The sequence below is a fragment of the Streptomyces sp. NRRL F-4489 genome (assembly GCF_001509485.1).
Lineage (GTDB): Bacteria > Actinomycetota > Actinomycetes > Streptomycetales > Streptomycetaceae > Streptomyces.
The window spans coordinates 1-11,726 of the sequence record NZ_LLZI01000113.1 but is presented as its reverse complement, the minus strand read 5'-3'; the positions used below and the strand labels follow the sequence as shown (position 1 = coordinate 11,726).

The window sequence follows — 11,726 nt, the reverse complement described above, 5'->3', positions numbered from 1 at the left end:
CTCACTGCTGGGTGCTGCAATTCTTCTCCAGCTTCTGCTGCTCCTCGGAGGGAGTCCCGCTGGGGGTGGGTGTGGGGGTGGAGCCCGCCGCCGACGACAGCGCGCCGGCCACGCCGCTGCCGTCGCCGGCCGTACCGGTCTTCCCGCCGGCGGCCGTACCGGGCTTCGCGGGCCGGCCCTTGGCGCCGGCCGCCGCGCGCTCGGCGGCCTCCCGCCGCTCCTTGGCCTGGCAGGCGTTGGCCTGTTTGCCGAGCTCGGTGACCTTCTCGCTCGCCTGGTTGCGGTTGTCGACCGCGATGGTCTCCTTGACCTGGTTGCGCTGGTACACCGGCAGGTACTTGAGTTCGATCTCGGGGTGGTCCTCGTCGACGGCGTTCAGCTTGATCCACGCCAGGTCCTGGCTGATCCCGCGGTACAGCGCGACATGATCGTCCTTCGCGCCGACGAAGTACTGGGTCTGCGTCCAGCGGTAGCCCGCGTACAGGCCCCCGCCGACCACACCCAGCGCCAGCACCGTGAACAGCGACGCCTTCAGCCACTTGCCGCGCCGCCGCGGCTTGAGGAACTCCTCGTCGGTGAACGCCCCGAACGACCCCTGCGGCGCCCCGCCGGCGTCCGCCTCACCGCTCCCGGGCGGCCCGAAGGCACCCCCCGGCGCCGCGGCGGCGTCCCGGCGGCCCAGCTCCGCGGCGCGCGCCGCCGGCGTCTGCAGCGTGCTGGGGTCGTTGAGCTGGTTCTGGTTCTCGGCGACCGCGCCGACCACCACCGGGGTGTCGTTGAGCTGCCCGGCCGCGGCCTCCGTGCCGTCCACGTCCAGGACGTCGGCGACGATGCAGGTGATGTTGTCCGGACCGCCGCCGCGCAGCGCGAGCTGGATCAGCTCCTGCACCGTCTCGTGCGGCCCGTGGTAGCCGGCCAGGGTCTCTTCCAGCGTCTGGTGGCTGACCACCCCGGACAGCCCGTCCGAGCAGATCAGATACCGGTCCCCGGCCCGCACCTCGCGGATCGACAGGTCCGGCTCGACGTGGTCGCCGCTGCCCAGCGCCCGCATCAGCAGCGACCGCTGCGGATGCGTGGTGGCCTCCTCCTCGGTGATCCGGCCCTCGTCGACCAGCCGCTGCACCCACGTGTGGTCCTGGGTGATCTGCGTCAGCATCCCGTCCCGCAGCAGATACGCCCGGGAGTCGCCGACGTGCACCAGGCCGAGCCGCTGGCCCGTCCACAGCAGCGCGGTCAGGGTCGTGCCCATCCCCTCCAGCTGCGGATCCTCCTCGACCATCACCCGCAGCTGGTCGTTGGCGCGCTGCACCGCGGTGCCCAGGGAGGTGAGGATGTCCGAACCGGGAACGTCGTCGTCGAGCTGGACGAGCGTGGAGATCACCTCGGACGAGGCGACCTCGCCGGCGGCCTGGCCGCCCATGCCGTCCGCGATGGCCAGCAGCCGGGGACCGGCGTAACCGGAGTCCTCGTTGCCCTCACGGATCATGCCCTTGTGCGATCCGGCGGCGAAGCGCAGCGACAGACTCATGCGCACCTCACCCGTCGGCTCGGGGTACAGCCGGTCTCGTCGAGCCACACTGCCCACCCTCCGGTCGGGAGCACGCCCGGGTCCGTCGAGTGGACCGTTACGGCTCGCTCGCTCCGCTCGCTCATTGTCGTACTACTTCCGCAGCTCGATGACGGTCTTGCCGATGCGGATCGGGGCTCCCAGGGGAATCGGAGTCGCGGTCGTCAGTCGGGTCCGGTCAAGGTACGTGCCGTTCGTGGAACCGAGGTCCTCGACGATCCACTGGCCGTCACGGTCCGGGTAGATCCTGGCATGCCGGCTGGACGCGTAGTCGTCGTCCAGCACGATGGTGGAGTCGTGCGCCCGGCCCAGCGTGATCGTCTGGCCCTGGAGCGCGACCGTCGTGCCGGCCAGCGTGCCCTCGGAGACCACCAGCTTGGTGGGGGCCCCGCGCCGCTGCCGGCCCCCGCCGCGGCCGCCCTCCTGGCGGCGCGGCTGCTGCGGAGGGGCGGCGGCCTGGCGCTGGGTGCGCGGTTCCGACCCGCCGCGCCGGGCGGCGCCGCGCTGTGTGACGCGCGTGCCGAACAGATCGCTGCGGATGACCTGGACGGCCACGATGACGAACAGCCACAGTACGGCGAGGAAACCCAACCGCATGACCGTGAGGGTCAGCTCTGACATTGCCCCCGCTTCACCCTTCGGCTTGCCGGTAAACGATGGTGGTACTGCCCACGACGATCCGCGAGCCGTCGCGGAGACTAGCGCGGGTGGTGTGCTGCCCGTCCACCACGATGCCGTTGGTGGAACCCAGATCCTGGATCGTGGGAGGCGGTCCGACCCGGATCTCGCAGTGCCGCCGGGACACCCCGGGGTCGTCGATCCGCACATCCGCGTCGGTGCTGCGGCCCAGCACCAGGCTCGGACGCGAGATCTGGTGGCGGGTGCCGTTGATCTCGATCCACCGCCTGGTCTGCGCGTACGGCTGCGGCCCGGCGCCGGGCGGCGCCGTACGGGGCACCGGCGGCGTGCCGGGCGGCGGCGACGACGGCATCGGCGGCGCCACATGGCCGCCGGGGGGCGGTGGCGCGGCGGCCCGCGCGGCCGCGGCCTGCCCCGGCCGCTCCTGGGACGTGCTGGAGGCCAGCGTGCGGCTGCGGACGCGGTACAGGCCGGTGTCGAGATCGTCGGCCTTCTCCAGATGGACCTTGATCGGTCCCATGAAGGTGTACCGCTGCTGCTTGGCGTAGTCGCGGACCATGCCCGCCAGCTCGTCGCCGAGCTGGCCGCTGTACGGGCTCAGCCGCTCGTAATCCGGGGTGCTCAGCTCGACGATGAAGTCATTGGGGACGACCGTGCGGTCGCGGTTCCAGATGCTGGCGTTGTTGTCGCACTCGCGCTGCAGCGCGCCGGCGATCTCGACGGGCTGCACCTCGGACTTGAACACCTTGGCGAAGGTGCCGTTGACGAGACCTTCGAGTCGCTGCTCGAAGCGCTTCAGTACTCCCACGGGGCACCTCCTTCCCCAGTCTTCCTCAGGGTCGTCCTGATACTGCTTACTGATCGTATCCACGCGCCGGGAAATCGGGTGGTTCCGCTTTCCCGCCTGGAGGACGAGTGTCGCCCACCACAGGGTTGCCCGCCGCCTGCCCTTCTCCCGCCGCTCACCTCCGCCGCCGTCCCGCACTGCGATCGTAGATGTGCCCCGTAACCAGTGTCCCGCAACCGCCGACCCGCCCGAGGGGGCGGGTGCCGGCTCCGGCCGCCGGCCGCCGTTCGCCCACCGAACGCCGGTTCCTGTCGAGAGCAACGTACGGGGGCGCCGCGGAGTGCCCCGCGGACCGCGCGGGCCGCGGACCGGGGGAAAGGCGTGTGAAGGCACCCCCGACAGCGTGCTAATGTTCTCGGTGTCGGAAGGCGCTCCCGCAAGACCCGGACCGAACGGCCCGGATCGCGTGAGAGAATAAACCGGCAGCACCCATGCGCGGGTGGCGGAATAGGCAGACGCGCTGGATTCAGGTTCCAGTGCCCGAAAGGGCGTGGGGGTTCAACTCCCCCCTCGCGCACAGATGAGACCCCCGGTCTCCGGAGAAATCCGGACCGGGGGTTTCGCGTTGTGCCGTTGTGTCGTGGTGCTGTGGTGCCGTTGTTCCGTGGTGCCGTTGTGCCCGCGGTGCGGCGGCGCCGGCCCGGTGGTCTGCCGGTCTTTCGGTCCGCGGCCCGCAACGGCCCGGCGTGCGCCGCCGGGTGAGTGCCGTCACGTGAGCGGGGCGACGTGAGGCTTACGTCACATCGCCTGCGCCGCTTGCCCGTTCACCGCTTCCGGTGGCGTCCGGAGTGACCGGCGTCACGTCCCGTACCGCCGCGCCGAAGGCCCGCACCCGGGCCGTCTCCCGCGCCGTGTGGTGGACGACCCCCAGCCGGGAGTCCGGCACCCCGGACACCGGCACGAACGCCACGTCCCGGCGGCCGTGGTAGTCCGCCGTCGACCGGCACAGCAGCATCCCGCCCCGGCCCGCCGCGGCCAGCGTCAGCCCCTCCTGGAGCGTGCTGACCCGGGGCCCGGCCGGTATCGGGCGGCCCCCCGGGGTCGCGGCCGGGGCCTGCGCGGCCCGCCAGTAGGCCGGCGCCGGGCCGTCCGGGCCGATCAGCGGCAGGTCCGCCAGCTCCTCGGCGTCCAGCGCCGTACGGGACGCCAGCGGGTGGCGCGCGGAGACCGCCAGCGTCTGCGGCTGCGCCGAGAACACCGCGCTCAGCGTGAGGTCCGGCTCCGCCACCGGCAGCAGCGTCACCGCCACGTCCACCGCACCGCTCCGCAGCGCACCGAACGGGTCGCACAGCGGCAGCTCCACGATCTCGGTGGCGCACCGCGGGTGCCGGGCCTGGAAGACGTCCATGGCCCGCATGATCCGGTCGTTCGAGGTGCCCTGGAAGCCCACGGTGAGCCGCCCCTCGACGCCCCGGGCCGCGCTGCGGGCGCGGTCCACCGTGGCGCGCAGCGCGTCGTAGGCGGGGCGCAGCGACGCCCGGAACTCCTCGCCCAGCGGCGTCAGCCGGACCCGGCGGCTGGTGCGGTCCACCAGGCGCGCGCCGATCCGGGACTCCAGGGAGCGCAGCAGCTGGCTGACCCGGCTCTGCGAGACGTACAGCCGCTCTCCCGTACGGCCGAAGTGCAGTTCCTCGGCCAGGACGAGGAAGCACTCCAGCTCGCGGAGTTCGAGCCCCGGGGCGCCAACGGGGGCGGCGGGGGTGGCGGGGGCGGTCGGGCCGCTCATGAGTCCCTTCCGGTGGTGGGTCGGTGAGTCCTGCTCCAGGAGGCCGGTGAGTTCTGGTCCAGGGGGTCGATGAGTCCTGCTCATAGAAGGGTGAGGGGTTCGCCGTTGTTCCCGGGGGGCGGCGGGCGTTGGCTGGACACCATGGTGAACAGCGAGACCGCGGGTACCGCGGACAAGGTGAGAGGCGGTCAACTCGCCGCATCCAAGGGGGCGTCGGGGCGCCCGCGGGGCGGCGGGTGGCCGGCCGTGGGGGCGCTGGCGGCGGCCACCTTCACGGTGGTGACATCCGAGATGCTGCCCGTCGGGCTGCTGACGCCGATCGGGCGGGACCTGCGGGTGTCCGACGGGACGGCCGGGCTGACGCTGACCCTGACGGGCCTGGTGGCCGCGGTCGCCGCCCCGGTGCTGACCCTGCTGATCGGCCGCCGGGACCGCCGTACGGTCCTGGCCGCCCTGATGGCCGTCCTGGCGGCCGCCAACCTGCTGGCCGCGTACGCCACCGGTATCGGGGTGCTGCTGGCCGCCCGGGTCCTGGTGGGCATCGGCATGGGCGGGGTGTGGGCGATCGCGGCGGGTCTGGCGGTCCGGCTGGTCCCGGAGCGGCGGGTGGCCGCGGCGACGTCCCTGATCTTCAGCGGGGTCGCGGCGGCGTCCGTCCTCGGAGTCCCGGCCGGCACCCTCGTGGGTGAACTGGGCGGCTGGCGGGCGGCGTTCACCGCGATGGCCGCGGTCTGCGCGGCGGTGGGGCTCGCGCTGGTGGTGCTGCTGCCGCCGCTGCCCGCAGCCGGCGCGGTGCGGCTGGGCGGCGTTCTGGGGCTGCTGGGCCGGCCCCCGGTGCGCACCGGGCTGGTCCTGGTCGCGCTCCTGGTGACCGGGCACTTCGCCGCGTACACCTATGTGCGGCCGGTGCTGGAGGCGGTGGCCGGTGCGACGCCCGGCCAGATCGGCACGGCGCTGCTGGCCTTCGGGGTCGCCGGGCTGGCGGGGAACTTCGTGTCCGGCGCCGCCGCGGCCCGGTCCCCGCGCGCCGCGCTGCTGGGCATCTGCGCGGTGCTGGCCGCGGCGGTGCTGCTGGTGCCCCCGGTGGGCGGCGCGGCCGGCTTCACCGGGGCCGCGGCCCTGGTCGCCGCCTGGGGGCTGGCGTACGGCGGGGTCTCGGTGTCCACCCAGACGTGGCTGATGGCGGCCGCGCCGGACGCCCGGGAAGCGGCCTCGGCGCTGTTCGTGGCGGTGTTCAACGGGGCCATCGCGCTGGGCTCGCTGGCCGGCGGCCGGGCCGCGGACGGCTGGGGGGCCGGCGGCGTGATCTGGCTGGGCGGGGGCCTGGTGGCGGCGGCGCTGGTGACGGCTGCGGTGGGGCGGGGGCCGGGGAGGGCGCCGCGGAGGGAAGCGGCGTAGGCGCGAGGCGGGGCGTGAGGCGGGGCGTGAGGCGGGCCGGCGGGCCCCTGCCGGTGGTGCGGAGGGGCCCCTGCCGGTGGTGCGGGGTGGCCGGCCCCGGACGGTGCCTCGGGCGGTCAGGCCATGAGGCGGGCCACCAGGGCCTTGGCCTTGGCCTCCGCCTCCTGGAGGGCGTTGGCGCGCGAGGTCTCGTACAGCGGGACCAGTTCGGCCATCGCCGGGTTGGCGGGGGCCATGGTCAGCTCCGGGACGATGAAGTCCACGTCGAGGCCGAAGCCGCCGTCCAGGGCGGCCTCCAGGTAGTTCCGGACGTACTCGAAGGGCTCGCGCGGGGTGCCCGGCGCGTAGGAGCCGCCCCGGCTGGCGACCACGACGGCCGGCTTGCCCTTCACGGACGAGTCCTCGCCAGCGGTGCGGCCCATGAGGATCGTCTGGTCGAGCCACGCCTTGAGGGTTGACGGGATCGTGAAGTTGTACATGGGCGCGCCGATGACGAGCGCGTCCGCCTGCTCCAGCTCCTCGATCAGCCGGGTGCGCAGGGCGAACGCGGCCCGCTGCTCCGGGGTGTGCGTGGCGGGGTCGGCGAACCCGGCGGAGGCCCCGGCGCCGTCGAGGTGCGGTATCGGGTCGGCACCCAGGTCCCGGTGGATGACGGTGCCCTCGGGGTGCTGCTCCTCCCAGGTCCTGCGGAAGGCGGCGGTCACCTCACGGGAGGCGGAGCCGCCCTCGGGGAAGACGGACGAGTCGATGAGCAGGAGCGTGGCCATGGGGATCGGTCCTTCGCTACGGGGGCCGGGGGGACCGGCCACGAGTGGACAGGCGGGCGCCTGAAATTCGTACGTCACTATTCATAGCACAGGAGCTTACTTTTCTGCAGTAGCCAACGGAGGGGGCGGTACGCTGGGCCTATGGCGGACCACACCGAGGCGATGTGCAGACAGGTCGACGGCGGTATGACGCGCGTCTTCGAGCTGTTCGGGAAGCGCTGGACGGGCCTGATCGTGGCCACCCTGATGCCGGGCCCCGTCCACTTCGCCGATCTGCGGCGCGCCATCCCCGGCATCAGCGAGCGGATGCTCTCCGACCGCCTGATGGAGCTGGCGGGCACCGGGCTGGTCGTCCGCGAGGTCGACGCCGGCCCGCCGCTGCGCGTCTCCTACCGGCTCACCGAGGCCGGCCGCGCCATGGAGCCCGCCCTCAAGGAACTGGGCCGCTGGGCGGAGACGTACCTCGCGGACGGGGGGCAGTGTCCGGAGCGGTTCCGGAAGTGAGGCGGGGCCGGCGGGGTGGCCGGCTCGTCGGCCGGCCGGTGGCCGGTTGGTCTGGCGGCCGCGCGATTCGGGCGGCCGCGTAGCCGGGCGGGTCGTCGGGTAGCCGGGCGGGCGCGCGGGGGGTGTGGCCCCGGGGTGCGGTTGCCGGCCTTCGCCCCCGTGGGCCGGACGGTGTCAGCCGAGCCGCTCCTGGGCGGCGTTGTAGCGCGCCAGGTAGGAGGCGAAGCGGTCGAGGTCCTCCTCGTCCCAGTCGGCGAGCCGCTCGTGGAACGCCTGGCGGCGGCTGGCGGTGACGTTGGCGAGGACCTGGGCGCCTTCCTTCGTGGGGTGCAGCACCTGGACGCGGTGGTCGTCCGGATCGACGCGCCGCTCGACGAAGCCGAGCTTCTCCAGCGCGGCGATCTGCCGGCTGACCGTGGACTTGTCCAGGAAGTAGTGCGCCGCGAGGTCGGTGGCGCGGCATCCTCGCTGGTCGTCGAGGTGCGCGAGCAGCGTGTAGGAGACCAGGGAGAGCTCGGGGTGCATCCGGGCGGCGGTCGCGCGGGCGCGCCGGGCGAACGCGGTCATCTCCTGCTGGATGATCTCGACGGAGTCGTCGCGGTGGGTCACGGAGTTGCCTTTCGCTGAACTAGTTGTATAGTACAACGTGGAGTGAGAGTTGTAATAGCCAACCAATGGCTGGGGGTGCGGACCGGAAGCCGCGCCCGGGAGGCCCGCTCCCCGTTTGCCCCCCGCTCCCGCCACCGGGGCCACACCCCTGGCACCGGCCACAGATGGAACGACCGGACCGGACAGCCCCACCACCGGCCCGGAGCACTACCGAGAAGGCTTGCCCATGACCGCGGACCGACGCCGTCCCGACCACCGAAGCACCAGCGGAAGCGACCACGGAGACCGCGGAAGCGACCACGGAAGCAGCCACCGGGGCGAACGCCGCACCGCCCGCCCCGGTGAACTCCGGCACGTCGTGACGCACCTGATCACGCCCCTGCTGATGTGCGTCGGAATGGGCCTGGCCTACCTGGGGGCGTTCGCCAACCCCGCACCGCACCACCTCCCCGTCGCCGTCGTCGGAACCGGAACCTCCGCCCAGGTCCTCGCCCAGACGATCAACGACCAGGCCCACGGCGACCTGGAGGCCCGCACGGTCCCCGGCCGGGCCGCCGCCATCGGCCAGTTGAAGAAGCAGGAGATCTTCGGGGCTTACGTGCCGGGAAGCACCACGGCCGCTTCCGGGGCCGGCACTGCTCCCGGGGCCGGTACCGCTTCCTCCGCCGGGAGCGCGGCCGCCCCCGGCGCCGGGACGGCCGGCGGGACGGACACCGCCCACCGGGGCACCGCAGCCCGCAGCACGCACCCCACCGGACGGGCGGCGGCCCAGGGCCGTACGAGCACCGCGAACACCCCCGAACTCCTCGTGGCCACCGCCGGTTCCGACACCAGCGCCACCGTCGTCCAGAAGATCTTCACCCCGCTCGCCGCCCACCAGGGCGCCCCGCTGAAGATCACCGACGTCGTGCCGACCGCCAAGGACGACCCGACCGGACAGGGCATCTTCTTCCTGATGGTCGCGATCAGCATCGGCTCCTACGCCTCGGTCGCCGTCATCGGCGGCGCCGGAGCCGTCCTGCCGCTCCGCCTCCGCGGCGCCCTCGCCCTCGGCACCTCCCTCGTGGTCAGCGTCATCGGCACCCTCTTCGCCGGACCCGTCTTCCACCTGGTCGACCACGGCCTCGCCGGGCTGTGGGGCATGGCCTGGCTGTACTCCGCCGGCATCCTGCTGATCGGCACCGGCCTGCACACCTTCCTCAAGCGCTGGACGACGCTCGGCGTGATGGCGCTGTTCGTGATGCTCAACTTCACCTCCTCCGGCGGGATCTTCCGCCCCGAGATGCAGAACGGCTTCTTCGCCGCCCTGCACTCCTTCTGGAACGGCGCCGGCTTCGTGGAGGGCACCCGCAGCCACGTCTACTTCGACGGGCACGGCCTCGCCGGACACGTCTGGACGCTGGTGGGCTGGCTGCTGGCGGGCGGGCTGATGCTCGCCGTGGCGGGCCTCGCCGAGAAGCGGCGGCGCGCGGCGGAAGCGGAAGCGGTGGCCAACGCCGGCGCGGTGGCCGCCGCCGCGGTGGCGGCCACGGTCCCGGAACGGGGCGCGGGCGGGGCGTCGGGCCGGTCGGGCGGCGGCCAGGAGCCGGGTGATCGGGAGTCCGGTGGCCGGGAGCCCGGTGGCCGGGAGTTCGGCCAGGGCTCCGCCCAGGGCGCGTCCCGGCCGGACGCGGAGGAGGAGATGGAAGAGGCGGTGGGGGTGTAAGGGCGGGGCGGGCTGCGCTGTTGCCTTGGGCCGCTACGTGGCCCGGGGGTGCGGCCCGCCAACTCGGCCGGGGCTGCGAGCTGTTGCTTGCGGCGGTCACTGCGGCCGGTCGCTGTGGGCCGTCTCGTCCACCCGTCACGGGCCGGGACAACGGTCGGCGGAACCGTGGCGTGTGGCGGGCCTTGACGGCCCGCCGCATGCCGTTTCGGCCGGTGCGTGCCTGCCTCATACGAAGTTATCCACAGGCTCGGCGGCGGTCCGGCCGATGTCGGTAACGTCAGTGACCGGCGAGCCGGAAACGGCCGGAGCGCCGGACGGACGCGGGGGATGCCGGTGTGCCAGCGTGCACCCGAAATGCCGCGCGGAAACAGGGTCGTGAAGGGGGAGGTGGCCCGCTGTGACGCGTGTGCCGTACGTACCAGGGTTCGCGAGGGCGGACGAGGAAGGGCCGTCGGCCAAGGCCGTGGGCCGGGCGCTGCGGGAGCGGCTGCCGCGCGGTGAGCAGGCGGCGCTGCGGATCGCGGCCGGGCGGCCGGACGCGGTGGCCGCCGTCGAGGAGTCCAACGCCGGGCGGCTGCCCGAGCTGACCGCGATACGGGTCGGACGGATGGCCGCCAGCCCCTTCGCCTTCCTGCGCGGCTCGGCCGGGCTCATGGCCCACGACCTGGCGGAAGGCCCGGTCACCGGCATCGGGGCCCAGATATGCGGGGACGCCCACGCCGCCAACTTCGGCCTCTACGCCGACGCCCGCGGCGGACTGGTGATCGATCTCAACGACTTCGACGAGACCGTCCACGGGCCGTGGGAATGGGACGTCAAACGTCTTGCGACGTCGATCATCCTGGCCGGCCGGGAGGCGGGTGCGCGCGAGGACGACTGCCGGGCGGCGGCCCGGGACGCCGCAGGCGCGTATCGCCGCACGATGCGGCTGCTGGCCAAACTGCCGGTCACCGACGCGTGGAACGCCATCGCCGACGAGGAACTGGTTTCGCACACCGACGCCCGGGATCTCCTCGGCACGCTGGAGCAGGTCGAGGCCAAGGCGCGCAGGAACACCAGCGCGCGCTTCGCGGCGAAGTCGACCGAGCGCGGACCGGACGGCGGCATCCGGTTCGTGGACGCGCCACCGGTGCTCCGGCGGGTGTCCGATGCGGAGGCGGCGGCCGTCGCGTCGTCCCTCGCCGGCTATCTGGACACCCTCCCCGAGGACCGGTTGCCGCTGCTGGCCAGATACGCCGTGCACGACGTCGCCTTCCGCATAGTCGGCACCGGCAGCGTCGGACTGCGGTCGTACGTGGTGCTGCTGCTGGACCACCGGGGCGAGCCACTGGTCCTCCAGGTGAAGGAGGCCCGCCGCTCGGTACTGGCCCCGTATGTGGCGAAGGCCGGCTTCCCTGCGCCGCCGGCGCAGCACGAAGGCCGGCGGGTGGTACTCGGCCAGCGGCGGATGCAGGTCGTCAGCGACCTGCTGCTGGGCTGGACGACCGTACGGGAAGACATAGCGGACGACGGGATACGGGAGGTCTGCGGGGAGGACGGGGCACGGGGAAGGAGTGAGGCCGTTGGCGCTGCGGCAGGCGGCGATCACCGTGGTGTGAGGGCGTCAGGCGATCCGGGCGCGGGGCTGCCGTTCCAGGTGCGGCAGTTCCGGAACCGCAAGGGCAGCGTGGATCCGGCCCGGCTGTCCGGCGGGCAGCTCGACGACTACGCCCGGATGACCGGCGCGCTGCTCGCCCGCGCCCATGCCCACAGCGCCGACCCGCGCGTAGTGGCCGGCTACTGCGGCAAGGGCGAGGCGCTCGACGAGGCGATAGCGGCGTTCGCGGTGGCGTACGCCGAGCGCACGGAAGCGGATCACGCGGACCTGGTCGCGGCGATACGCAGCGGGCGCATCGCGGCGGAGAGCGGGGTGTGAGCGGAGTCCCTGACGGGCGGGGTTGGGCTGGGCTCGGGCGGGGTGGGGT

Annotated in this window: 10 protein-coding genes and 1 tRNA gene; 5 read left to right on the top strand and 6 right to left on the bottom strand. The window is 73.6% G+C overall.

Annotation, left to right across the window (positions count from 1 at the left end; genetic code table 11):
- Nucleotide 1 precedes the first annotated feature (1 nt).
- The 3 genes from ADL22_RS11675 to ADL22_RS11665 all read right to left on the bottom strand — a co-directional run bounded on the left by ADL22_RS11675 (nucleotide 2) and on the right by ADL22_RS11665 (nucleotide 3,014).
- Nucleotides 2-1,528, bottom strand: coding sequence for a PP2C family protein-serine/threonine phosphatase (locus ADL22_RS11675; RefSeq protein WP_066976807.1), 1,527 nt, complete (start codon nucleotides 1,526-1,528; stop codon nucleotides 2-4).
- 132 nt (nucleotides 1,529-1,660) lie between these two features.
- Complete coding sequence (locus tag ADL22_RS11670) at nucleotides 1,661-2,188, bottom strand: FHA domain-containing protein FhaB/FipA (protein WP_066976805.1); 528 nt, start codon at nucleotides 2,186-2,188, stop codon at nucleotides 1,661-1,663.
- Between the two features lie 10 nt (nucleotides 2,189-2,198).
- Nucleotides 2,199-3,014 (bottom strand): FhaA domain-containing protein, encoded by an 816-nt coding sequence (locus ADL22_RS11665; RefSeq protein WP_066976802.1) that lies wholly within the window; start codon nucleotides 3,012-3,014, stop codon nucleotides 2,199-2,201.
- A 472-nt stretch (nucleotides 3,015-3,486) separates the two neighbouring features.
- On the opposite strand from ADL22_RS11665, the gene ADL22_RS11660 reads away from it, so the two are divergent.
- Nucleotides 3,487-3,570, top strand: a tRNA-Leu gene (locus tag ADL22_RS11660).
- 216 nt (nucleotides 3,571-3,786) lie between these two features.
- Here the strand turns inward: ADL22_RS11660 and ADL22_RS11655 are convergent.
- Nucleotides 3,787-4,779 (bottom strand): LysR family transcriptional regulator, encoded by a 993-nt coding sequence (locus tag ADL22_RS11655; RefSeq protein ID WP_066976800.1) that lies wholly within the window; start codon nucleotides 4,777-4,779, stop codon nucleotides 3,787-3,789.
- Between the two features lie 141 nt (nucleotides 4,780-4,920).
- Here ADL22_RS11655 and ADL22_RS11650 point away from each other — a divergent pair, with 141 nt between their 5' ends.
- Nucleotides 4,921-6,177 (top strand): MFS transporter, encoded by a 1,257-nt coding sequence (locus ADL22_RS11650; protein ID WP_066976797.1) that lies wholly within the window; start codon nucleotides 4,921-4,923, stop codon nucleotides 6,175-6,177.
- 116 nt (nucleotides 6,178-6,293) lie between these two features.
- Here the strand turns inward: ADL22_RS11650 and ADL22_RS11645 are convergent, their stop codons facing one another.
- On the bottom strand, nucleotides 6,294-6,944 hold the full coding sequence (locus tag ADL22_RS11645; RefSeq protein ID WP_066976795.1) for an FMN-dependent NADH-azoreductase: 651 nt from the start codon (nucleotides 6,942-6,944) through the stop codon (nucleotides 6,294-6,296).
- 141 nt (nucleotides 6,945-7,085) lie between these two features.
- On the opposite strand from ADL22_RS11645, the gene ADL22_RS11640 reads away from it, so the two are divergent.
- Nucleotides 7,086-7,448, top strand: coding sequence for a winged helix-turn-helix transcriptional regulator (locus ADL22_RS11640; protein ID WP_066976791.1), 363 nt, complete (start codon nucleotides 7,086-7,088; stop codon nucleotides 7,446-7,448).
- Nucleotides 7,449-7,622: 174 nt separating this feature from the next.
- On the opposite strand, the gene ADL22_RS11635 is transcribed toward ADL22_RS11640, so the two are convergent.
- Entirely contained in the window at nucleotides 7,623-8,057 is a 435-nt protein-coding gene (locus tag ADL22_RS11635) for a MarR family winged helix-turn-helix transcriptional regulator (RefSeq protein ID WP_066976788.1), read from the bottom strand.
- A gap of 226 nt (nucleotides 8,058-8,283) precedes the next feature.
- On the opposite strand from ADL22_RS11635, the gene ADL22_RS11630 reads away from it, so the two are divergent.
- Together ADL22_RS11630 and ADL22_RS11625 are read left to right on the top strand one after the other, a co-directional pair.
- Nucleotides 8,284-9,762: a hypothetical protein gene (locus tag ADL22_RS11630; protein ID WP_066976785.1), complete on the top strand. Its 1,479-nt coding sequence runs from the start codon at nucleotides 8,284-8,286 to the stop codon at nucleotides 9,760-9,762.
- Nucleotides 9,763-10,159: 397 nt separating this feature from the next.
- Nucleotides 10,160-11,677: a DUF2252 domain-containing protein gene (locus tag ADL22_RS11625; protein ID WP_066976782.1), complete on the top strand. Its 1,518-nt coding sequence runs from the start codon at nucleotides 10,160-10,162 to the stop codon at nucleotides 11,675-11,677.
- The last annotated feature ends 49 nt before the right edge of the window (nucleotides 11,678-11,726 follow it).